Source organism: Nonomuraea sp. NPDC050310 (assembly GCF_040655795.1).
Lineage (GTDB): Bacteria > Actinomycetota > Actinomycetes > Streptosporangiales > Streptosporangiaceae > Nonomuraea.
Genome location: NZ_JBFAKP010000001.1, coordinates 393,729 through 415,760 on the forward strand (window position 1 = coordinate 393,729; position 22,032 = coordinate 415,760).

The following is a 22,032-nucleotide window of genomic DNA, read 5'->3' on the forward strand; positions in this document are numbered from 1 at the left end:
ATTCGGCGTGATGAGGTGAGTTCCGTCGACAAGGACGTAGCCGAGCCGTTCCACCGGATGATGCGGCCGATGGACGGCCGCCTCGTGGGCGGGGTCGCCCACGGGCTGGCCCGCCAGCTCCGGCTCGACCCGGTGGTGATCCGGCTGGCCTTCCTGCTGCTGAGCGCGGTGGAGGGCGTCGGCCTGGTGGTCTACGCCGTCCTGTGGATGATCACACCGCGGGAGCCGTACGAAGGGCCGTCGCCGGCGCGCGACTGGAGCCAGCTCAGCGCGTTCACCGCCATCGGCATCGCGGTCCTGGCCTTCGGCTGGCTCACCGGCGCCTCGCGGGGCGGGGTGGCGATGTTGCCGTTCGCGGTCTGCGGCATCGGCGCGCTGATCCTCTGGCAGCAGGCCGATCCCGACCGGCGCACGAACTGGGTCAGCGGCGCCACCAAGGGCATGCGCAAGCACCGGGTGCGGACCCTGCTCGGCGTCATCCTGGTGATCGGCGGCGCGATCGGCTTCCTGGTGACGCAGGACGCCCTGGAGGCGGCGCGCAACGGCCTCATCTTCACCCTGGTCGTCGTGGGCGGCCTCATCTTCATCGCCACCCCGTGGCTGGCCGGCCTGTGGAAGGAACTGCAGCTCGAACGGCGTGAGCGCATCCGCCAGGAGGAGAAGGCCGAGATCGCCGCGATGGTGCACGACTCGGTGCTGCACACCCTGACGCTGATCCAGCGGGTCGCGCACGACCCGCGCGAGGTCACCAGGCTGGCCCGCGCGCAGGAGCGGGAGTTGCGCAACTGGCTCTACCAGCCGGCCCAGGACGCCGACTCGACCTTCGCGGCGGCCGTGCGCCGGATCGCCGCCGAGGAGGAGGACGCGCACGGCGTCTCGGTCGAGATCGTCTGCGTCGGCGACACCGCGCTCGACCCCAAGCTCGACGCGATGCTCAAGGCCTTCCGGCAGGCCATGGTCAACGCCGGCAAGTACTCCGAGAGCCCGGTCATCTCGGTCTACGCCGAGGTGGAGGGCGAGGAGGTCTTCATCTCGGTCAAGGATCGGGGCAAGGGCTTCGACCTCGACGAGGTCCCGCTGGACCGGATGGGCATCCGGGAGTCCATCATTGGCAGGATGGAACGGCACGGCGGGACCGCGCGGGTGCGCAGCGAGCCGGGCGAGGGCACGGAAGTGATGCTGACCATGAAGGTGGAGAGATGATTCGGGTACTGATCGTCGACGATCACCGGCTGTTCCGTTCCGGCGTCCGGGCCGAGCTCGGCGACTCCATCCAGGTGGTGGGCGAGGCCGAGGACGTGGAGTCGGCGGTCAAGGCGATCGCCGAGCTCACCCCCGACGTGGTGCTGCTGGACGTGCACATGCCCGGCGGCGGCGGCCAGGAGGTGCTGCGCCGCGTCCTCGGGTCGGGCTCGCAGGTGCGCTTCCTCGCGCTGTCGGTCTCCGACGCGGCCGAGGACGTCATCGGCGTCATCCGCGGCGGCGCGCGGGGCTACGTGACCAAGAACATCAGCGGCCGGGAGCTGACCGACGCCATCCGCCGGGTGTCGGAGGGCGACGCGGTCTTCTCGCCGCGGCTGGCCGGGTTCGTGCTCGACGCCTTCGCCTCCTCCGAGGCCCCGCCGATCGACCCCGAGCTCGACTCGCTCACCCAGCGGGAGCGCGAGGTGCTGCGGCTGATCGCGCGGGGCTACGCCTACAAGGAGATCGCCAAGGAGCTGTTCATCTCGGTCAAGACGGTCGAGACGCACGTGTCGAGCGTGCTGCGCAAGCTCCAGCTCTCCAACCGGCACGAGCTCTCCCGCTGGGCGACCGCCCGCCGCCTGGTCTGACCCCTTTTGGTACGGCAGGCGCACCGTCTGACCTTGTACGGCGAGCGGTCGCGGCCCGGGTTCAGGCCGGTTCCGGGGCGCGACGCCAGGCCGCGGCCACGATCAGGCCCGCCACGGCCAGGCCCGCGCCCAGCCACACCGCCCCGGAGGCGGACAGCGCGTCCACGGCCACCCCGCCGAGCACCGAGCCGAGCGCGATGGCCAGGTTGAACACCATCGTGAGCAACGCCAGCCCCGCCTCACGCACCCGGGCGCCCGCCTCGAACACCCACAACTGCACCGCGACCCCCACCCCGCCATAGGCCAGGCCCCACGCCAGCAGCGCCGGCCAGCCGAGCACCGCGGTCAGCGGGGCGGTCACCGCGATCCCGGCCGCCATCACCAGCAGCACGCGCCGCGCGCCCCCGGCCGCCCGCGGCCCGAGCACGAAGTTCCCCAGGATGCCCGCCGCGCCGTACGCCAGCAGCAGCAGGCTCGGGTCGAGGTCGGAGACCCCGGACAACACCGGCCGGACGTAGGTGTAGGCGGCGAAGTGCCCCGCGATCAGCAACCCGGTGACGATCATGATGGGCCGCAGCGCCCGCGAGCGCAGCGCGTCCCGCAGCCGGGCGCCGCCGTCGGCGGGCAGCGAGGGCAACAGAGCGGCGAGCGCGACGAGCACGAGCGCGGCGACGATCGCCATGGCGCCGAAGGCCCACCGCCAGTCGAACCGGTCGGCGAGGAAGGTGCCCGCCGGCACGCCGAGCACCGAGGCCACCGCCACCCCGCCGGTCACGATGGCCACCGCCCGCCCGGCCGCCGACGGAGGCACCAGGCGGGGTCCGACGCTGCCGGCCAGCGCCCAGAACCCGCCGATCGCCACCCCCACCAGCACCCGGGCGGCCAGCAACACGGCGAACGACGGGGCGAGCGCGGCGGCCGCGTTCGCCACGATCAGCAAGCCGGCCAGGCTCAGCAACACGGTCCGGCGGTCCACCCGGCCGGCCGCGGCGGGCAACGAGGCGGCGGCCAAGGCGGCGACCAGGCCGGGCACGCCGACCATCAGCCCCGCCGTGCCCTCGCTCACCCCCAGGTCGCGGGCGATCGGGGTGAGCAGGCCGACGGGCAACATCTCGCTGGTGACGACGGTGAAGGTGCCCACCGCCACGGTGAACACGGCGGGCCAACGGGCGGTACGGGATCCGGGAGGAGTCTGTAGAGCAACCATGCAGCTCAGCCTGCTTCGTGCGGAATCGCGGAACAATGACGAAGCTCGAAGGCTTGCATTAGTCGGGCTAAACGATCGCGACGGAGGTGGCCATGGAGTTCCGGCAGATCGAGTGCTTCGTCGTGCTGAGCGAGGAGCTGCACTTCGCGAGGGCGGCCGAGCGGCTCTACCTGTCGCCGGGCCGGGTCAGCCAGTTGCTCAAGGAGCTGGAGCTGAGCATCGGCGGGCGCCTGGTGGACAGGACCAGCCGGCGGGTGGCGCTGACCCCGCTCGGGCGCGGGCTGCTGGCGGAGCTGCGCCCGGCCTACGACGCGTTGCTGGCGGCGGTCGAGGGGGCCAAGGCCGCCGCGCGCAAGGTCGACGGCACGCTGCGGGTGGGTTTCCACGGCGCGCCGACGCGGCTGGCGGTGGCCGGGTTGCGCACCTTCCAGGAGCGGTACCCCGAGTGCGAGGTGGAGCTGGTGGAGGTGCCGCTGTCCGATCCCTACGGGGCGTTGCGGCGCGGCGAGGTGGACGTGGTGTTCACCGTGCTGCCGACGGGGGAGAGCGACCTGGAGGAGGGCGCCGAGCTCAACCGCGAGCCGTACCAGCTCGCGTTGCCGGTGCGGCATCCGCTGGCCGGGCGGGAGGTCATCCAGGCCGAGGAGCTGGCGGGGGTGTCGCTCATCGGGCTGCCGCCGAGCGCGCCGCGCGGCTGGCGGGAGCGGTCTGCTCCGCCGTACACGCCGCTGGGGGTGCCGATCCCGCGCGGCGCCCAGGTGTCGACCAGCCAGGAGGGGCTCACGCTGGTGGCGCTGGGGCGCGGGGCGATGTTGCTCTGCCGGCCGTCGGCGCTGTTGCACCGGCGGCCGGACGTGCGGTTCGTGCTGGTGGAGGGGCTGCCGGCCTCCTCGCTTGGGCTGGTGTGGCGGGCCGGGGAGCGGACCGCGAGGCTGCGGGCGTTCGCCGACACGGTGGCCGAGCAGGCCGCGCCGCGGCTGGCCGCAGTTTCCTGATCCTCTTGGCAGGCGCGCGTCCCCGTGGGACATTCCCGATATGGGCAGGGACGTGCCAGTCGTCGTGTTCAGTCGAGAAGACCGCCGGAAATATCGGGAGAAGGTGCGCGGCTGCCTGGACGTCTTCGCCCGGATGCTCCGCGAGGCCCGCTTCGAGTTCGACCGCCCGCAGGCCGGGCTGGAGATCGAGCTCAACATCACCGACGAGCACGGCGAGGCCGCCATGCGCAACGCCGAGGTGCTGGAGGCGATCGAGCGGCCCGACTGGGCCACCGAGCTGGGCCAGTTCAACGTGGAGATCAACGTCCAGCCGCAGAGCCTGGCCGGCCAGGGCGCGCTGCACCTGGAGAACGACGTCCGCACCCGGCTCAACCACGCCGAGGAACGGGCCCGCTCGGTGGGCGGGCACCTGCTGATGATCGGCATCCTGCCGACGATCCGCGAGTCCGACCTGGTCGCGGGCAACCTGTCGGCCAACCCCCGCTACGCGCTGCTCAACGAGCAGATCTTCGCCGCCCGCGGCGAGGACCTGCACCTGCGCATCGAGGGCGTCGAGCACCTCGACACCTACGCCGACAGCGTCGCCCCCGAGGCCGCCTGCACCAGCGTCCAGCTCCACCTCCAGGTCTCGCCCGAGCAGTTCGCCGCGCACTGGAACGCCGCCCAGGCCATCGCCGGGCCGCAGGTCGCCCTGGCCGCCAACGCGCCCTACCTGTTCGGCCGCGAGCTGCACCAGGAGACCCGGATCGACCTGTTCACCCAGGCCACCGACACCCGCCCGAACGAGCTCAAGGAGCAGGGCGTGCGGCCCCGGGTGTGGTTCGGGGAACGCTGGATCACCAGCGTCTTCGACCTGTTCGAGGAGAACGTCCGCTACTTCCCGGCGCTGCTGCCGCTCTGCTCCGACGAGGACCCGCGCGAGTCGCTCGACCGGGGCGAGATCCCCGACCTCGACGAGCTCACCCTGCACAACGGCACGATCTACCGCTGGAACCGGCCGGTGTACGCGGTCGTGGACGGCACCCCGCACCTGCGGGTGGAGAATCGCGTCCTGCCCGCCGGGCCGTCGGTGCTCGACGTCGCCGCCAACGCCGCCTTCTACTACGGCCTGATGCGCGTGCTCCCGCACCTGGAACGGCCGATCTGGAGCCGGATGTCGTTCGCCGCCGCCGAGGAGAACCTCAACGCCGCCGCGCGGCACGGCATCGACGCCCGGCTGTACTGGCCGGGCATGGGCGAGGTGCCCGCCACCGAACTCGTGCTGCGCCGCCTGCTGCCGCTCGCCTACGAGGGGCTGCGGGAGTGGAACGTCGACTCCGACGTGGCCGCGCGGCTGCTCGGCGTCATCGAGGGCCGCTGCCTGACCCACCGCACCGGCGCGACCTGGCAGGTGGAGCGGGTGCGCGCGGAGAAGGGCGCCGACCGGCACGAGGCGTTGCGCCGGATGACCCTCGACTACATGGAGCTCATGCACACCAACGAACCGGTGCACACCTGGTCGGTCTGACCGCGCCGGCGGGGCCTCCCGGTGGTGTACGGGCGTGTCCATCCGCAGGATGATGCGCGCGCGGGCCGCTGGTCCTAGCGTTGAGCCATGGGAATCGCCGACGAGGCCGACTGGCTGCGCAGGGGGGCATGCCGGTCAAGTGATCCGGAGCTGTTCTTCCCGCTCGCCCCCTCTCGCCTGCAGGAGGTGCAGGCCAAGGCGGTCTGCGGCCGGTGCCCGGTGCTCACCGAGTGCCGCGAGTACGCGTTGCGCGCGGGGGAGTCGGAGGGCATCTGGGGCGGGCTCACCCCGGACGAACGCCGCCGCCTGCGCTTCCCCGCAGGCTGGCGCACACCCGCGGCGTCGTAGTCTGCAGGGGTGCCACGGTCATCGCCTTCGCCTTCGCCTGAGCCCTCCTCGCGGCCGCTCGCGGTGCTGGGCGCGTCCGTGGCGGTGCTCGCCGCGGCCAACGTGCTCAACAACCGCCTCGCCCGCCGCTGGGCGCCGCTCACCTCGGCCGCCGCCACCGGCGCGCTGGTCGCGATGGCCCGCCGCAGCGGCCTGACCTGGGCCGAGCTCGGCTTCGAGCACGGCCGCCGCGGCGCAATCGCGGGCGGCGCGCTCGCCTTCGGCGTCGCCGCCGTCTACGGCGCCGGCATCTCCGTCCCCCGCACCCGCGCCCTGTTCCGCGACGAGCGGGCGCTGTCCCTGACCCGGGCGCGGGCCTTCGAGGAGGCCCTACTCCAGGTGCCCGTCGGCACCGTCCTGCTGGAGGAGGCCGGTTTCCGCGGCGCGCTGTACGGCATGCTCCGCCGGCAGTACGGCACGCCGTGGGCCACCGCCGTGTCCTCCACGCTGTTCGGCCTCTGGCACATCCTCCCCGCGATGGACATGGCCCGCGCCAACCCCGCGCTGGCCGCGGTGACCGCAGGCGAGGAGAGTCCCGGCCGGGCCGACACCGCCCGGATCGTCGCCGGCAGCGTGGTCTCGACGGCGGCGGCCGGCGTGCTCTTCTGCGAGCTGCGCCGGCGCGGCGGCCTGCTCACCCCGTCGCTGCTGCACTTCGCGACGAACTCGCTCGGCTACCTCTTCGCCCGGATCGCCCCCAAAGACGACACTCAGGCCGTCGGAACGACCTGGAAGCCCTCGGCGTAGTGCCCGTCGGGCAGGCCGGCGCGCCTGCCCCACTCCTGGAAGCGGGCGCGGATGTTCTCCTCGAACCCCTCGACGTGCGCGACCTGGCTGGTGTGCGAGAGCAGCGCCTTGATCTTGCGGTCGGCGGCGTCGGTGACGTCCACGAAGTGGTCGGGCGTCGGACCGCTGGTCAGCCAGACCTCGCGGACCGTCCACGCCTCCAGCCCCTCCTCCAGGAAGAGCTCGGGAAAGGCGTAGGGGTTGCGCGCGTCGGGATACACGGCGTCCAGCGCCGCGCCGCCCACGGCCCGGTGGTCCGGGTGCGAGGGCGCGATGAACTGGTAGTTGCGGTCGGGGTGATGCGTGATCACCAGGTCGGGACGGACCTGCCGGATCACCCGGGCGATGTCGCGGCGCAGCTCCAGGGAGGGCACGACGGTGCCGTCGGAGTAGCCGAGGAAGCGCACGTCCGTGACGCCCACGTGGCGGGCGGCGGCGATCTGCTCGGCGCGGCGGAGCTCGGCCATGCCGCCGTTGTCGAGGGTGCGCTCGTTGCCTCCGGCGTCCCCGTCCGTCACCACGAGGTAGATCACCTCGACGCCCCGGTCGGTGAACCCGGCGACCGTCCCGGCTGCGCCGAAGTCGATGTCGTCGGGGTGGGCGGTGACGGTCAGCACGCGCTTGATCTCGTTCTCCGGAAGCATGTTCGTATCAACCGTCGCCGTCTGGCGCACATTCCGTCGGTGGCGGGTCTTACCCTAGGGGCGTGCCGACCCAAGTCTCGATAGACAACCCCTTGCTCGACGGTCTCAACGCCCAGCAGCGCGAGGCCGTGATCCACCATGGCAGCCCGCTGCTCATCGTCGCGGGGGCGGGGTCGGGCAAGACGAGGGTGCTGACGCACCGCATCGCCTACCTCCTGGCCGAGCGCGACGCGCACCCGGGGGAGATCCTCGCGATCACCTTCACCAACAAGGCCGCGCGGGAGATGAAGGAGCGCATCGACAAGCTGGTCGGGCCGCGCTCCAAGGCGATGTGGATCATGACTTTCCACAGCGCGTGCATGCGGATCCTGCGCCGGGAGGCCAAGCGGCTGGGCTTCCCGTCGAGCTTCTCCATCTACGACCAGGCCGACTCGCAGCGGCTGATGGCGATGGTCTGCCGCGAGATGGAGCTCGACCCCAAGCGCTACCCGCCGCGCTCGTTCTCCGCCCAGGTCAGCAACTTCAAGAACGAGCTGATCGACTACGAGACCGCCGTCGAGCGGGCCGGGTCGCACCTGGAGCGCACCCTCGCCGAGGCCTACAAGTCGTACCAGCTCAAGCTGACCGAGGCCGGCGCGATGGACTTCGACGACATCATCATGAACACGGTGACGTTGTTCCAGCTCTTCCCCGACGTCGCCGAGCACTACCGCATGCGCTTCCGGCACGTGATGGTCGACGAGTACCAGGACACCAACCACGCCCAGTACATCCTCATCAGGGAGCTGGTCGGCCGGCCGTCCCTGCACACCGCCGACGGCGAGCTGGTTCGCTCCGGCGCCGACCAGTCCGAGCTGTGCGTGGTCGGTGACGCCGACCAGTCGATCTACGCCTTCCGCGGGGCGACGATCCGCAACATCCTGGAGTTCGAGCGCGACTACCCCGACGCGCGCACGATCCTGCTCGAACAGAACTACCGCTCGACCCAGAACATCCTCAACGCCGCCAACGCCGTCATCTCCCGCAACGAGGGGCGCAAGCCCAAGAACCTCTGGTCGGAGCAGGGCGACGGGCCGCTGATCGTGGGCTACGTCGCCGACAACGAGCACGACGAGGCGGTCTTCGTCGCGCAGGAGGTCGACCGGCTCCACGACGAGGAGCAGGTGCGGCCCGGCGACGTCGCGGTCTTCTACCGCACCAACGCCGCCTCCCGCGTCTTCGAGGAGATCTTCATCCGCACCGGCCTGCCGTACAAGGTGGTCGGCGGGGTGCGCTTCTACGAGCGCAAGGAGGTCAAGGACCTGCTGGCCTACCTGCGGGTGGTGGCCAACCCCAACGACGTGGTCTCGCTGCGGCGCATCCTCAACGTGCCCAAGCGCGGCATCGGCGACCGGGCCGAGTCGATGCTGGAGGCGTTCGCCGCGCAGCAGCGCATCCCGTTCTGGGAGGCGCTGAAGCGGGCCGAGGAGGCGTACGGCCTGGCCGCGCGCTCGCTCAACGCCATCCGCGAGTTCGTCGCGCTGATGCAAGACCTCATCGGCAAGGCCGAGGGCATGCCGCCCTCCGCGCTGGCCGAGGAGATCCTGGTCTCGACCGGCTACCGCGCCGAGCTGGAGACCTCCCAGGACCCGCAGGACGAGTCGCGCCTGGAGAACCTCAACGAGCTCATCTCGGTCGCCTCCGAGTTCGAGGAGGCCAACCCCGAGGGCACGCTGGTGGAGTTCCTGGAGCAGATCTCCCTGGTCGCCGACGCCGACCAGATCCCCGAGGCGGACGGCGGGCAGGGCGTGGTCACCCTGATGACCCTGCACACCGCCAAGGGCCTGGAGTTCCCGGTGGTCTTCCTCACCGCGATGGAGGACGGCGTCTTCCCGCACGTACGCTCCCTCGGCGAGCCCAAGGAGCTGGAGGAGGAGCGGCGGCTGGCCTACGTGGGCATCACCCGGGCGCAGAAGCGGCTCTACCTCACCCGGGCCGCCGTGCGCAGCTCGTGGGGCGCGCCCTCGTTCAACCCCGCCTCCCGCTTCGTCAGCGAGGTGCCCGGCCACCTCCTGGAGTGGCGTACCGATCCCGACAAGTCCGCCTGGTCGGCGGCGACCAAGCGCGAGAGCGCCGTCGCCGCCCCGGCCGCCAAGAAGAGCGGCAGGACCGTCCCGTCCCTCTCGCCCGGCGACCGGGTCTCCCACGACGCCTTCGGCCTCGGCACCGTCGTGTCGGTGGACGGGGTGGCGGAGAAGACCAAGGTCAAGATCGACTTCGGCACGGGCGGCGAGAAGACCTTGCTCCTCGCCTACGCACCGCTGGAGAAGCTCTAGCCGGGCGCATGATCGGAACTCGGCCCCGAGCAGGTTGGGTAGGGTGCCGATGTGCGCGTACTGATAACGGGTGGAGCGGGTTACATCGGCAGCACGGTCGCCTCGGCGTGTGAGGAGGCCGGGATCGTTCCGGTCATCCTCGACAGCCTGGTGACCGGGCGGCGGGAGTTCGCCGAGGGGCGGGAGTTCTACGAGGGCGACATCGCCGACGGCGAGCTGATCGACCGGATCTTCCGGGAGCACCCGGACATCGAGGCGGTCGTGCACTGCGCCGCGCTGATCGTGGTGCCGGACTCGGTGGCCGACCCGATCGGCTACTACGAGGCGAACGTGGTCAAGACGCTCGACCTGGTCAAGCACCTGATCAGGAACGGCTGCGAGCGCATGATCTTCAGCTCGTCGGCGTCGATCTACGCGCCCGGTGACGACCTGACCGTGGACGAGGGCTCCGCGCTCGACCCGCAGAGCCCCTACGCCCGGACCAAAGCCGTGTGCGAGGGCATGTTCGCCGACATCGCCGCGACGCAGCCGATCCGGGTGCTGTCCCTGCGGTACTTCAACCCGATCGGGGCCGACCCCAAGATGCGCACCGGGCTGCAGCTCGCCCGGCCCTCGCACGCGCTGGGCAAGATGATCCAGGCCTACGAGGAGGGCGTGCCGTTCGAGCTCACCGGGGTCGACTACGCGACCCCCGACGGGTCGGGGATCCGCGACTACATCCACGTGTGGGACCTGGCCGAGGCGCACGTCGCGGCGCTGCGGCGGTTCGACGAGCTCGACGTGTCGGTGATCAACCTCGGCACCGGGCAGGGCACGACCGTGCGCGAGCTCGCGGAGCTGTTCAACGAGGTCGCCGACCGGCCGATCGAGATCGTCGAGCGGGACCGGCGGCCGGGTGACGTCATCGGCTCCTACACCCGGGTCGAGCTGGCCGAGCGCGTGCTGGGGTGGAAGGCCCGCTACTCGGTGGCCGACGGGATCCGGCACTCGCTGGAGTGGCGCGAGCTGCGCGCCGAGCGCCTGGGTGCCTGAGCCCTCCAGGCAGGTCAACGTCGCCGCGGTTCAGGAGACGACGGCGCCCGCCTGGATGACGTGCCGCAGGTGGCGCTCCGGGCGGGTCAGCACGGACAGATCGGCCAGCGGGTCGCCGTCGAGGACGAGCAGGTCGGCGTGCGCACCGGGCGCTAGGGTGCCGAGCCGGCCCTCCTGGCCGAGCAGCCGCGCCGCCGTGCTGGTGGCCGAGCGGAGCACCGCGGCGGCCGGCTGCACCCGGGCGCGCAGGGTGAACTCCTGGAGCTGCGCCACCCGCATGGGTCCGAGCAGGTCGGAGCCGTAGACCAGGTTGACCCCGGCGCGGTGCGCCCGGTCGAGCGCGGCGAACCCGGCCTCGCGCACCTCCACGATCTTCCGGTACGAGCCCTCGGCGAGCCCGGCCTCCCGGCCGCGTTCGGCGAGCTGCTCGTAGGTGACCAGCGTGGGCACCAGGTAGGCGTCCCGGTCGAGGAGCAGCTTGAGCGTGGTGTCGTCGAGCAGGTTGCCGTGCTCGACGCAGCGCGCTCCGGCCTCCAGCGCCCGGTTGATGGCCTTCGCGCCGTAGGCGTGCACGGTCACGTACCGGCCGGCGTTGCCGGCCTCGGTGACCGCCGCGGTGATCTCCTCCAGCGTGTACTGCACCGCGGACACCTCGTCGTGGGGCGAGGCCACCCCGCCGGAGACGGTGAGCTTGAGGTGGGCCGCGCCCTTGCGCAGCTCGTCGCGGGCGGCCAGCCGTACTTCCTCCACGCCGTCGGCGATGCGGGCGAAGCCGGGCTGGTGGCCGCAGCACGGCCGGCCGTCCTCCGACAGCGGCCGGAGGTCGCCGTGCCCGCCGGTCTGGGAGAGCGCCTTGCCGCCGTGGATCAGCCGGGGCCCGCGGACCAGCCCTTCGCGCAGCGCCTGGGCCAGGCCGTGATCGGCGCCGCCGACGTCGCGGACGGTGGTGAAGCCGCGCGCCAGCATCTCCTCGGCGGCGCGCAACGACCGGATCGCCGCGTACCCGGGGGTCCAGGAGTCGCGTTCGCGCGGGTCGAGGGTGTTGGCGGTGAGGTGCACGTGCGCGTCGATCAGGCCGGGCAGCACGGTGGCCCCGGCGGCGTCGAGCACCCGGACGTCGCCGGGCACCGCGGGAGGCGCGCCCGTGCCGGTGGCGGCGATCAGCCCGTCGGCGAGCTCGATCCAGGACCGGTCACCGAGCTGCTCGGTGACCGGTTCGAGCGGATGCGCGTTGACGATCAGCAGGCGGTTCACACGGCTCTCACGGCTCATGCGGCGATTGTGGCATTCGCCGCCCCGGCCGTGACGATCACAGGGTACCGACCACCGGCGGTACGGCAGGCGGCTCCTCCCCGGTGGCCAGCTCGTCGGCGACCTGGTCGGGCGGTGGCGGGACGATCGTGACGGCGGAGCCCCAGCCGGAGTAGCGGGTGTCGGCGATGACCGTCTCGCCGGAGCTGGTGTAGGCGGTGACCAGGCGCTTGGGCAGCTTGGCCGCGTCCACGGTCAGCCGCCAGGAGAGCACGATCCCCGGCTTCTTGGGCTTGGACGCGGCCGAGGCGCGGAACCAGGGGGAGAGCTTGTACAGCGCGCCGAGCGTGATCGTGCCGCGATAGCCGTACGACGTGCGCTTGGCGGTCTTGAGCAGCGTGGCGCGGGTACGGGGCTCGGCGATGTTGAGCAACTGGCTGTAGGTGCCCGTCACGCCCGCGGCCGGGCCGCCGGGATAGCGGTACCAGGTTCTGCCTTCCGGGAGCAGCGTGCCGTACAACCCGCCGGACAGATAGGACGTCGTGCCGACGCGGATGGTCCGCTCCGGCGCGGCCAGCCAGGTGAAGGCCTCACCGGGCAGGTCGGCCGGGGTGATCGCCAGCCGGGCGGTCACGTCGGCGGCGGCGACGCCGGAGTCGCCGAGGCGGAAGGCGCCGGAGCGGCGCAGGAACAGGGTCCGCCGGCCGTCCTCCGCCAGGAAGACGCGCTCGGTGAACTTGACGGTCCGGGGCGGCCGGACGGAGGGTGCCGCGTGGGCCGGCGCGGCGGACAGCAGCAACGCTGCCGAGAGGAGCCCCGCAAGGAGTCGCTTCACCCGGGAAACGTTGCTGCTGCCGCGTATCGGCTAGGTCTCGACCAACCCAACGGGTATCACTGGGTGGGGACGACCTCGTACGCCGGCGGGTCGGCGGGCGCGCTGTTGAGGTCCTTGGCGTCGATGACCTCGTCCTTCGGCGGCGCCTGGATCTTCACCTTCAGGCCCCACTCGTAGTACTGCGAGTCGACGACGCTGCGCAGGTTGCCGAGCAGCCCGAAGTCCATGGTCATCTCGCTGCGGACGCGCGAGACGAGCCCGGAGCGGCCGGTGAAGATGCGGTAGGAGACCTTGATCTTGCTCATGAACTTGCCGAGGTCGCCCTTGAGCTTCTGGCCGGAGAGCGTGGCGAGCTGCTTGAAGCTCATCGAGCCGCGGTACTCGCCGCCCTTGACCAGCTTGGCCTTGGCCAGCGCGCCCCGAAGCACCTTCGCGTCGAAGATGTTGATCGGCTGGATGGTGGCGGCGACCGGGCGCTCACCGGAGTACTTGACCCACTTGATGCCTTCGGGCAGGTCACCGACCCACTTGGCGTCGGCGTAGGTGTCGCCCTTGACGTGGATCAGGTGCGAGCGACCCAGCGTGGGGTCGCGCTGGACGATGTCGTAGGCGGAGACGCCACGGGGGCCGAACCCGACCACGCCGCGGGAGGTGCCGGAGGCGTCCTTGCCGAACATGCTGGAGCTGTAGGACGACTCCTTGATCTTGACGCCCCGGCCCTCGGCGTACGCCTTCTTCAACGCCGCGACCGGATCGGGCGCGGCGGCCCGGGTCGGGGCGGCTTGCGCCGGGGCGGCGAACAGCAGGAGGGAGGCCGCCGCGGCGGCTACCCCCGCGATGATGCGCTTCATAGAGATCTTTCTCGAGGGGAGTGAGGACAACATCATCCAGAGTTGGAGTCACAACTGGATCTCAGGATCAACCGTTATCAACGGGATAAATGTGAAGCTTTCGTGCACGCGCGCGTTCCAGGAAGTGAGATCGCTGTCACATCGCGAGATATCTCCGCCCCGATGACCAGGTCAGGTCCGGCCAAAGGCTAGGCTTCACTGGCGGAAACGCCCGGCACACGGGGTGGCCCGGGCCGTCGGACATCATTCGGACAAGCAAGGACGGACCCTCGTGGACCTGTTCGAACATCAGGCGAAGGAGCTCTTCGCGGACTACGGCATCCCGGTGCCGCGCGGAGTCGTCGCGCACACCGTGGAGGAGGCACGCGCCGCGGCTGAGCAGCTGACCGGCCGCGTCGTCGTCAAGGCCCAGGTCAAGACCGGAGGGCGCGGAAAGGCCGGCGGCGTCAAGGTGGCCGACGACGCCGACGACGCCGTCAAGAAGGCGACCGACATCCTCGGGATGGACATCAAGGGCCACACGGTCCACAAGGTGCTCGTGGAGGAGGCCAGCGCGATCGCGGAGGAGTACTACTTCTCCTTCCTGCTCGACCGCGCCAACCGCACCTTCCTCGCCATCTGCTCCGCCGCCGGCGGCATGGACATCGAAGAGGTCGCGCACAACACGCCGGAGAAGGTGGCGAAGGTCCCGGTCTCTCCGCTGACCGGTGTCGACCGCGCCAAGGCCCGCGAGATCGCGGCCGCCGGCCTGCTGCCGGAGAAGGCGCTCGACGGCGCCGCCGAGCTCATCGAGAAGCTGTGGTGCGTCTTCGTCGACGAGGACGCCACGCTGGTCGAGGTCAACCCGATGATCCTCACCGCGGACGGCGAGGTGAAGGCGCTCGACGGCAAGGTCACCCTCGACGACAACGCCTCCTTCCGCCAGGCCGACCACGCCGCGCTGGAGGACAAGGCCGCCGAGGACCCGCTGGAGGCCGCGGCCAAGGCGAAGGACCTCAACTACGTCAAGCTCGACGGCAACGTCGGCATCATCGGCAACGGCGCGGGCCTGGTCATGTCCACGCTCGACGTGGTCGCCTACGCCGGCGAGCAGTTCCCCGGCAAGCCCAAGCCCGCCAACTTCCTCGACATCGGCGGCGGCGCCAGCGCCGAGGTCATGGCGGCCGGCCTGGAGATCATCCTCTCCGACCCCGCGGTGAAGTCGATCTTCGTCAACGTCTTCGGCGGCATCACCGCCTGTGACGCGGTGGCCAACGGCATCGTGGCCGCCTTCAAGCTCCTGGAGGAGCGCGGCGAGGCCGTCACCCGCCCGCTGGTCGTGCGCCTCGACGGCAACAACGCCCTCCTCGGGCGGCAGATCCTGCACGACGCCGCCCTCAAGGGCGTCGAGCTGGTTGACACGATGGACGACGCGGCCAAGCGCGCCGCCGAGCTCGCGGCAGGTGCGTAAACCATGGCTATCTGGCTCACTGAGAACAGCAAGATCATCGTCCAGGGCATGACCGGCGGCGAAGGCACCAAGCACGCCAAGCGCATGCTCGCCTCCGGCGCCCGCGTCGTCGGCGGCGTCAACGCCCGCAAGGCCGGCACCACCCACCTCGACCTGCCGGTCTTCGGCTCGGTCAAGGAGGCCATGGAGGCCACCGGCGCCGACGTCTCGGTCGTCTTCGTGCCCCCGGCGTTCACCAAGGACGCCGTCAAGGAGGCCATCGACGCCGAGATCCCGCTCTGCGTGGTCATCACCGAGGGCGTGCCGATCCACGACTCCACCGAGTTCTGGGCCTACGCCGTCGAGAAGGGCAACAAGACCCGCATCATCGGGCCGAACTGCCCCGGCATCGCCTCGCCCGGCGCCTCCAACGCCGGCATCATCCCCGCCGACATCACCACCGCCGGCCGGATCGGCCTGGTGTCGAAGTCCGGCACGCTCACCTACCAGCTCATGTACGAGCTGCGTGACTTCGGCTTCTCCACCGCCGTCGGCATCGGTGGCGACCCGGTCATCGGCACCACGCACATCGACGCGCTCCAGGCCTTCCAGGACGACCCGGCCACCGACGCCATCGTCATGATCGGCGAGATCGGCGGCGACGCCGAGGAGCGGGCCGCGGCCTACATCGAGCAGCACGTCACCAAGCCGGTCGTCGCCTACGTCGCGGGCTTCACCGCCCCCGAGGGCAAGACCATGGGCCACGCCGGCGCCATCGTCTCCGGCTCGGCCGGTACGGCGCAGGCCAAGAAGGAGGCCCTGGAGAAGGTCGGCGTCCGCGTCGGCAAGACCCCCTCCGAGACGGCGCGCCTCATGCGGGAGATCATGCAGGCCCGCTGAGCACCCCTGCCCTGCCTGGAACAGCCCCGTGCCGCCATGGCGCGGGGCTTTCCTGGCTTCAGACCGGCCACGGGAACGCGTCGTCAGGACACGGCGCGAACTCGTAGCCACGGTCCGGTACGGTCCCCCACAGGAAGGGCGCGGCCATCAGCTCCTCCTCGGCCAGCCTGAACCCGGTCAGCCGCTCCGACAGCAGGAAGGTCGGCCCCGTGGACGGATCCGCGCTCGGCGGATACAGCCGCCTGATCGCCTCCATCGTCTCCCGCAGCTCCTCCGGGACCGGCGCCGAGTAACCCTCCTGGGCGATGAAGCAGAACCGGATCTCCCCGTCCTCCGCCCAGTAGAAGTAGTCGAGCCCCTTGATGCCCAGCGCGTACTGGGCGACCACCCGCGTGCCCTCCGACAGGGGGAGCACGGCACCGGTGACGGCGAGCTGGCCGCCGTCCTGGATGTAGGTCCAGCCGCGCAGAGGCGCGACACCGATCGACAGCCCGGACCCGCCGGTGTGTCGGTCGGGGCCGTGGAAGGTGCCGGGGGCGAAGCCTGCCATCGTCCCGCCCAGCCGGGCCACCACCTCCTCCACCGGGAGTCGGACGTAGAGGTGGCTGAGGCCGCCGTCGTCGCCGATCAGCCAGCGGTGGTGGGGTGCCCGTTCGATCATGCGCCCATGCTGCCAGTCGCCACCGACAGGATGGCCGCGTCCCTTACCGGGGAGGCGGCAGATGGCCCCAGGAGAAGTCGAGGCCCCGCACCAGCTCCTCCGTCAGCCGGATCCCGGTCAGGTGCTCGACGAGCATGAACGCCGGCCCTTCGTAGAGCTGTGCCTCGGGGAACAACCGGTCGGCCTCGGCCAGGACGGCGGTGAGCTCGTCCGGTGGCTCCCTGAAGAACCCGTCATCGCTCCCGCACCCGAACCTGACCGCTCCGTCCTCGTACCAGGCGAAGTTGTCGGCGCCCTCGATGCTGAGCGCCGCCTGCGTGACGAGCGTGGTGCCTTCGGAGAGCCGGGCCAGGAGGTCCTCGTACAGGTAGCGCAGGTCGGATTCGATGACGAAGGTCCAGTCGCCGATCGCGGCGACACCGGCCGGCTCGCCGGGGGAGCACAACTGGTCGGCGTCCTCGGGGAACGGGCCGGGGATGAAGTCCGGCCACCGCCCGCCCAGCCGGGCGACGGCACGCTCGGGGGTGTCGCGGACGTAGAGGAAGGAGTAGCCGTATTCGCCGTACTCGCCGTAGAGCCAGGTGAAGTCAGGGGGTGGTGGCGTCATGTGGATCATGGTGGCAGCCGCCTCCGACAGTCCTGTGGATGCCGAAGCGGGGACTCCAGGTGGGTGGATGGGCGGGAGAATGGGGCTTCGCGGGGTGTCGGCGAGTGCACTTGACCGAAAACTTGAGAACATCGAATACTGTGACGGCGCTTCTCGACCAGCTACGGACGGCCCCCCGGTCGGTGCTCGGCAGATTCCCCGGTATGACGGGGGATGACGACGAGAGCCGGCGTCCGCTTCCCGTGTCCGGGATGCTCGCCGCCGCGATGACTCTGGGCGTGGGCCTGGCCGCCTTGACGACGCTGACCCTCGTGGGGTGGATCGCCGCGCCGAAGGGCACGCTGGGCACCGGGCTGCCGGGGGTGTTCCGCACGGCGGCGCAGGTGTGGCTGGCGGCGCATCATGCGGGGTTCGCGATTCCGGGCGGCCGGGTGGGGTTGCTCCCGCTGGGCCTGATGGTCCTGCCGGCGATCCTGCTGTACCGCGGCGGGCGGTGGATGGCGCGCGACGCCGACCTGCGCTTGCGGCTGCCGGCGGCCCTGCCGAAGAACAGCCCCAAGGAGCAGGCGACCGCACGGCGCCGGGCGCAACTGGTGCTGGTGGTGCAGGCCGGGGTGTCGCTGGCCGCGCCGTACGCGCTGCTGGCCGGGGTGATCGCGCTGGTGGCCCGCAACGAGGTGACCCAGCCGTACGTGGGCGAGGCGCTGCTGAGCCACTTCCTGCTGGCCTTCCTGTGCGGCGCGCTGGCGACGGCGCGCACGATCGGGCCGTTCCGCTCGATGTTGCGGCTGCTGCCGGAGCGGGTGCGGGCGGTGGCGCTGGGCACGGCGACGGCGACGGCGCTGATGCTGGCGGCGGGCCTGCTGGTGATCCTGAGCGCGATCCTGATCAACATCGGCCAGGTGAAGGACCTGACCTCGGCCCTGTCGCCGGGGTTCGTGGGCGGGCTGCTCCTGCTGCTGATCCAGCTCCTCTACCTGGCGAACGCGGCGATCTGGGCGATGGCCTACATCGCGGGGCCGGGCTTCGCGGTCGGCACCGGGACGCTGGTCGCGCCGACCGGGGTGAACCTGGACGGCATGCCGATCCTGCCGCTGCTCGGCGCGCTTCCGGACAGCGGGCCGGCGCCGGCCTGGGCGATGGCGGTGATCGCGCTGCCGTTCGCGGCCGGCGCGGTGGCCGGCGTGGTGGTGGTGCGGATCGCGCCGTCGCCGTCGTACGAGGCGGCACCGTTGTGGGGGTTCGTGACCGGGCTGACCACCGGCCTGGTGGCGGGCGGGCTGGCGGCGCTGTCCGGCGGGCCGATCCGCGGCGACCGGCTGGCGGCGATCGGGCCGTCGGCGTGGGAGGTAGCGCTCTCGGTCGCCCTGGAGGTGGGCGTGGCCGCGGGCATCTCGGCCGGGCTGGCCAACTGGGCGCTGCTCTACCGCGACGCGCGCAAGGAGCCCGGCAAGGTGCGCAAGGCGGGTGCGGCGCTGGCGCGGGTGGCGGGCAAGGTCGGCCTGGCCGACGCCGACCCCAAGCCGCTGCCCGGCCATTGGATGGACGCCACCGAGGCCGACACCCAGCCGATCCCGGTGATCCGCGACGACTGGATGGACGAGCACGCCTCGGCCGCGGCGGAGGTGGCCGCGCAGTCGACCCGGCGCGACATCGTGGACGAGACCGACGACCGCGGGGGCCACGTGATCTACATGGACCCCTACGCCTGGGACCGCGACTAGGGCTGGAGGTAGCGCAGCACGTCCGCCGGGAGCTTCTTCTCGGTCGCCTGCTTGAAGGCGGCGAAGCACTCGCCCTCGGCGGAGACCGTGCCGGCGCCCTTCAGGCACTCCTGGTAGGCGGTGAACTCGTCGGCGAGGTAGAACTGCAGGGCGGCGGCCAGCCCGGAGAACAGCAGCACGACCGACGAGACGGTGATCCCGCCCACGGCGGCGCCCACCGACTTGCCCTCCTTCCGGAGCAGCGGCAGCGCGCGGATCCCCGCCACCAGGGCGAAGACCGCCAGCACCAGGCCGGCCAACGGCAGCATGAACGCCATGGCCAGCGCCGCGATGGACAGCCAGACCGCCCTGCGCCCTGCCGCCTCGGCGGGCACGCGGACAGGTATCGTCACTGGGCCTCCCTCTCACTTCGCCGGTTTCCAGACCCGATACCCTGGCTACCCACCCAACACTGGAGCGTGCGTGTCCGATTCTGTGGGGCGGCGGCTGGTCGTCCTCGTCTCCGGCTCTGGAACCAACCTACAGGCCCTTCTGGACGCCACAGCCGATCCGTCGTACGGCGCGGCCGTGGTGGCCGTCGGCGCCGACCGCGTCGGGATCGAGGGGCTGGCCCGGGCCGAGCGGGCCGGGGTGCCCACGTTCGTGGAGCGGCTGAACGATCATCCCTCCCGCGCCCTGTGGGACGAGGCGGTCGCCGCCCGGATCGCCGCCTACGAGCCGGACCTGGTGGTGCTGGCCGGATTCATGAAGATCCTGGGCGCGCCCACGCTGGAGGCGTTCCCGGTGCTCAACACCCACCCGGCGCTGCTGCCCGCCTTCCCGGGCGCGCACGGGGTACGAGACGCGCTGGCCTACGGCGCCAAGATCACCGGTTGCACGGTCATGCTGGCCGACGCCGGGGTGGACACCGGGCCGATCATCGCCCAGGAGGCCGTGCGGGTCCTCGACGGCGACGACGAGGCCCGGCTGCACGAGCGCATCAAGAGCGTCGAGCGCGGGTTGCTCGTCGACACCGTGGGCCGCATGGCCCGTGAAGGCTGGACCGTCACCGGGCGGCACGTCCGGATCGGCGGCTGACAGGGCTGGACCACCGCCGGACCCACCCGGCGGCGGTGACAGACAGGGCATCTAACCAGGAGGGGTGTTTCTCAGCGTGGCTGAGCACAGCGAAGGCGCCGGCGCGAGCCGCATCGCCATCCGGCGCGCGTTGATCGCGGTTTACGACAAGTCCGGCCTCGAGGAGCTGGCCAAGGCACTCGACGCCGCCGGGGTGGAGATCGTCTCCACCGGCGGCACGGCTGCCGCCATCGCCTCCTACGGCGTGCCCGTCACCAAGGTCGAGCAGCTCACGGGCTTCCCCGAGTGCCTCGACGGCCGGGTCAAGACGCTGCACCCGCGCGTCCACGCCGGGCTGCTGGCCGACCTGACCAAGCCGCACCACGTGGCGCAGCTCGAGGAGCTGGAGGTCGAGCCGTTCCAGCTCGTGGCGGTCAACCTCTACCCGTTCCGTGAGACGGTCGCCTCCGGCGCGTCCGACGCCGAGTCGGTCGAGCAGATCGACATCGGCGGCCCGGCGATGATCCGCGCGGCGGCGAAGAACCACGCCACCTGCGCGGTCGTGGTCGACCCGGCCGGCTACGGCGAGGTCGTCCGCGCGCTGGGCGAGGGCGGCTTCACCCTCACCGAGCGTCGCCGCCTGGCCGGTCGCGCCTACGCGCACACCGCCGCCTACGACGTGGCCGTGGCGAGCTGGTTCGCCAACGTCTACGCCGCCGACGGCGACTGGCCCGGCTTCATGGGCGCCACCTGGGAGCTGGAGAGCCCGCTGCGGTACGGCGAGAACCCGCACCAGTCCGCGGCCCTGTACACCTCCGGCACGGGCGGGCTGGCCGGCGCCACCCAGCTCCACGGCAAGGAGATGTCGTACAACAACTACCTCGACACCGACGCCGCCTGGCGCGCGGCCTGGGACTTCACCGAGCCGGCCGTCGCGATCATCAAGCACCAGAACCCGTGCGGCATCGCCGTCGGCGCCGACGTGGCCGACGCGCACCGCAAGGCGCTGGCCTGCGACCCGGTCTCGGCCTACGGCGGCGTCGTGGCGGTTAACGGCACCGTCACCGCCGAGCTGGCCCGCCAGCTCACCGAGGGTTTCACCGAGGTCCTCGTGGCCCCGGGCTACGAGGACGAGGCGCTCGACATCCTCAAGGAGCGCTGGAAGAACCTGCGCATCCTGAGCTGCCCCGAGGGCCCCTCCGGCGCGGCCGAGTTCCGCCGCATCGACGGCGGTCTGCTCGTGCAGAGCACCGACCGGATCGACGCCCCCGGCGACGACCCGGCGAGCTGGGAGCTCAAGGCCGGTCCCGCCGCCTCGCCCGAGGTCCTGCGCGATCTGGCCTTCGCCTGGCGGGCCTCGCGTTCGGTCAAGTCCAACGCCATCCTGCTGGCCGCCGGCGAGGCGACCGTCGGCGTCGGCATGGGCCAGGTCAACCGGGTCGACTCCGCCCGCCTCGCGGTCTCCCGCGCCGGCGAGCGGGCCGCCGGGTCGGTCTGCGCCTCCGACGCCTTCTTCCCCTTCGCCGACGGGCCGCAGGTGCTCATCGAGGCCGGGATCAAGGCCATCGTGGAGCCGGGCGGCTCGATCCGCGACGAGGACGTCATCGCCGCCTGCGAGCAGGCGGGCGTGACCCTCTACTTCACCGGGACCAGGCACTTCTTCCACTGATCCCCGCGTTCACCGGCGCCGGTCGTGCTTCTGGTACGGCCGGCGCCGCCGTTCCGGGGGATAGGTGACCCTTGCTCAAGGGATAGGTCGAAACCGGTCAAACCTCCGCCAAGTTCGGCTAGCCTGTGCCGACGGCACTCGCCACGTATCCCTCGGGAGCTCCCCTTGCTCGATGTCATCCTGCATGCCTACGTGACCATGACCGGCTTCTCCACCAGTCCGATCGTGCTCGTGGCACTCGCCTTCATCGGGGCCTACCTGGGCAGCAAGCTCGTGGAGATCATCCCGGTAACCCGCCGGATCATCGAGCGGCGCGAGGCACGCTGGGCCGAGCGGCAGTAGGG

22 protein-coding genes are annotated in these 22,032 nt (G+C 71.6%); 14 read left to right on the plus strand and 8 right to left on the minus strand.

Features of this window, described 5'->3' with window-relative positions; all coding sequences use genetic code 11:
* Nucleotides 1-57: 57 nt before the first annotated feature.
* Together AB0I67_RS02015 and AB0I67_RS02020 are read left to right on the plus strand one after the other, a co-directional pair.
* Entirely contained in the window at nucleotides 58-1,203 is a 1,146-nt protein-coding gene (locus tag AB0I67_RS02015; RefSeq protein ID WP_357918356.1) for a PspC domain-containing protein, read from the plus strand.
* On the plus strand, nucleotides 1,200-1,832 hold the full coding sequence (locus tag AB0I67_RS02020) for a response regulator transcription factor (RefSeq protein ID WP_357916094.1): 633 nt from the start codon (nucleotides 1,200-1,202) through the stop codon (nucleotides 1,830-1,832). The genes AB0I67_RS02015 and AB0I67_RS02020 overlap by 4 nt, the downstream gene beginning before the upstream one ends.
* A 61-nt stretch (nucleotides 1,833-1,893) precedes the next feature.
* Here the strand turns inward: AB0I67_RS02020 and AB0I67_RS02025 are convergent, their stop codons facing one another.
* Nucleotides 1,894-2,988 (minus strand): MFS transporter, encoded by a 1,095-nt coding sequence (locus AB0I67_RS02025; RefSeq protein ID WP_357916097.1) that lies wholly within the window; start codon nucleotides 2,986-2,988, stop codon nucleotides 1,894-1,896.
* Nucleotides 2,989-3,131: 143 nt separating this feature from the next.
* On the opposite strand from AB0I67_RS02025, the gene AB0I67_RS02030 reads away from it, so the two are divergent.
* The 4 genes from AB0I67_RS02030 to AB0I67_RS02045 all read left to right on the plus strand — a co-directional run bounded on the left by AB0I67_RS02030 (nucleotide 3,132) and on the right by AB0I67_RS02045 (nucleotide 6,675).
* Nucleotides 3,132-4,034, plus strand: a complete 903-nt coding sequence (locus AB0I67_RS02030; protein WP_357916100.1) for a LysR family transcriptional regulator — start codon at nucleotides 3,132-3,134, stop codon at nucleotides 4,032-4,034.
* Nucleotides 4,035-4,098: 64 nt separating this feature from the next.
* Nucleotides 4,099-5,541, plus strand: a complete 1,443-nt coding sequence (locus tag AB0I67_RS02035; RefSeq protein ID WP_357916103.1) for a glutamate--cysteine ligase — start codon at nucleotides 4,099-4,101, stop codon at nucleotides 5,539-5,541.
* Nucleotides 5,542-5,628: 87 nt separating this feature from the next.
* Nucleotides 5,629-5,889: a WhiB family transcriptional regulator gene (locus AB0I67_RS02040; RefSeq protein WP_357916106.1), complete on the plus strand. Its 261-nt coding sequence runs from the start codon at nucleotides 5,629-5,631 to the stop codon at nucleotides 5,887-5,889.
* A gap of 78 nt (nucleotides 5,890-5,967) precedes the next feature.
* Entirely contained in the window at nucleotides 5,968-6,675 is a 708-nt protein-coding gene (locus AB0I67_RS02045) for a CPBP family intramembrane glutamic endopeptidase (protein ID WP_357916109.1), read from the plus strand.
* Here AB0I67_RS02045 and AB0I67_RS02050 read toward each other — a convergent pair.
* Nucleotides 6,639-7,358 carry a PIG-L deacetylase family protein gene (locus AB0I67_RS02050; protein ID WP_357916112.1) on the minus strand — a complete coding sequence of 240 codons (720 nt, stop codon included), beginning with the start codon at nucleotides 7,356-7,358 and terminating at the stop codon, nucleotides 6,639-6,641. The genes AB0I67_RS02045 and AB0I67_RS02050 overlap by 37 nt on opposite strands.
* 92 nt (nucleotides 7,359-7,450) lie before the next feature.
* Here AB0I67_RS02050 and pcrA point away from each other — a divergent pair, with 92 nt between their 5' ends.
* Both pcrA and galE read left to right on the plus strand, forming a co-directional pair.
* A complete protein-coding gene (gene pcrA, locus AB0I67_RS02055) occupies nucleotides 7,451-9,673 on the plus strand; it encodes a DNA helicase PcrA (protein ID WP_357918359.1) in 2,223 nt (740 codons plus the stop codon).
* A gap of 51 nt (nucleotides 9,674-9,724) precedes the next feature.
* On the plus strand, nucleotides 9,725-10,705 hold the full coding sequence (gene galE, locus AB0I67_RS02060; protein WP_357916115.1) for a UDP-glucose 4-epimerase GalE: 981 nt from the start codon (nucleotides 9,725-9,727) through the stop codon (nucleotides 10,703-10,705).
* Between the two features lie 30 nt (nucleotides 10,706-10,735).
* Here galE and AB0I67_RS02065 read toward each other — a convergent pair whose 3' ends face one another.
* From AB0I67_RS02065 to AB0I67_RS02075, 3 genes are read right to left on the minus strand one after another with little or no spacing between them, the layout of a single operon-like run.
* A complete protein-coding gene (locus tag AB0I67_RS02065) occupies nucleotides 10,736-11,977 on the minus strand; it encodes an amidohydrolase family protein (protein WP_357916118.1) in 1,242 nt (413 codons plus the stop codon).
* Between the two features lie 37 nt (nucleotides 11,978-12,014).
* Nucleotides 12,015-12,791 (minus strand): hypothetical protein, encoded by a 777-nt coding sequence (locus AB0I67_RS02070; protein WP_357916121.1) that lies wholly within the window; start codon nucleotides 12,789-12,791, stop codon nucleotides 12,015-12,017.
* 56 nt (nucleotides 12,792-12,847) lie between these two features.
* Nucleotides 12,848-13,642 carry a hypothetical protein gene (locus tag AB0I67_RS02075; RefSeq protein WP_357916124.1) on the minus strand — a complete coding sequence of 265 codons (795 nt, stop codon included), beginning with the start codon at nucleotides 13,640-13,642 and terminating at the stop codon, nucleotides 12,848-12,850.
* A 271-nt stretch (nucleotides 13,643-13,913) separates the two neighbouring features.
* On the opposite strand from AB0I67_RS02075, the gene sucC reads away from it, so the two are divergent.
* Both sucC and sucD read left to right on the plus strand, forming a co-directional pair.
* On the plus strand, nucleotides 13,914-15,092 hold the full coding sequence (sucC, locus tag AB0I67_RS02080; protein WP_357916127.1) for an ADP-forming succinate--CoA ligase subunit beta: 1,179 nt from the start codon (nucleotides 13,914-13,916) through the stop codon (nucleotides 15,090-15,092).
* 3 nt (nucleotides 15,093-15,095) lie between these two features.
* A complete protein-coding gene (sucD, locus tag AB0I67_RS02085) occupies nucleotides 15,096-15,971 on the plus strand; it encodes a succinate--CoA ligase subunit alpha (RefSeq protein WP_357916130.1) in 876 nt (291 codons plus the stop codon).
* Between the two features lie 58 nt (nucleotides 15,972-16,029).
* On the opposite strand, the gene AB0I67_RS02090 is transcribed toward sucD, so the two are convergent.
* Nucleotides 16,030-16,632: a DUF6461 domain-containing protein gene (locus AB0I67_RS02090; protein WP_357916133.1), complete on the minus strand. Its 603-nt coding sequence runs from the start codon at nucleotides 16,630-16,632 to the stop codon at nucleotides 16,030-16,032.
* Between the two features lie 43 nt (nucleotides 16,633-16,675).
* A complete protein-coding gene (locus AB0I67_RS02095) occupies nucleotides 16,676-17,239 on the minus strand; it encodes a DUF6461 domain-containing protein (protein WP_357916136.1) in 564 nt (187 codons plus the stop codon).
* 203 nt (nucleotides 17,240-17,442) lie between these two features.
* Here AB0I67_RS02095 and AB0I67_RS02100 point away from each other — a divergent pair, with 203 nt between their 5' ends.
* A complete protein-coding gene (locus tag AB0I67_RS02100; protein WP_357916139.1) occupies nucleotides 17,443-18,963 on the plus strand; it encodes a DUF6350 family protein in 1,521 nt (506 codons plus the stop codon).
* On the opposite strand, the gene AB0I67_RS02105 is transcribed toward AB0I67_RS02100, so the two are convergent.
* Nucleotides 18,960-19,355, minus strand: a complete 396-nt coding sequence (locus AB0I67_RS02105; RefSeq protein WP_357916142.1) for a hypothetical protein — start codon at nucleotides 19,353-19,355, stop codon at nucleotides 18,960-18,962. The genes AB0I67_RS02100 and AB0I67_RS02105 overlap by 4 nt on opposite strands.
* Before the next feature lie 82 nt (nucleotides 19,356-19,437).
* Between AB0I67_RS02105 and purN the strand changes: the two genes are divergently transcribed.
* The 3 genes from purN to AB0I67_RS02120 all read left to right on the plus strand — a co-directional run bounded on the left by purN (nucleotide 19,438) and on the right by AB0I67_RS02120 (nucleotide 22,030).
* Nucleotides 19,438-20,040: a phosphoribosylglycinamide formyltransferase gene (gene purN, locus AB0I67_RS02110; RefSeq protein WP_357918362.1), complete on the plus strand. Its 603-nt coding sequence runs from the start codon at nucleotides 19,438-19,440 to the stop codon at nucleotides 20,038-20,040.
* Nucleotides 20,041-20,116: 76 nt separating this feature from the next.
* Nucleotides 20,117-21,688 (plus strand): bifunctional phosphoribosylaminoimidazolecarboxamide formyltransferase/IMP cyclohydrolase, encoded by a 1,572-nt coding sequence (gene purH, locus AB0I67_RS02115; RefSeq protein ID WP_357916145.1) that lies wholly within the window; start codon nucleotides 20,117-20,119, stop codon nucleotides 21,686-21,688.
* 165 nt (nucleotides 21,689-21,853) lie between these two features.
* Nucleotides 21,854-22,030: a hypothetical protein gene (locus tag AB0I67_RS02120; RefSeq protein ID WP_357916148.1), complete on the plus strand. Its 177-nt coding sequence runs from the start codon at nucleotides 21,854-21,856 to the stop codon at nucleotides 22,028-22,030.
* Nucleotides 22,031-22,032: the final 2 nt, after the last annotated feature.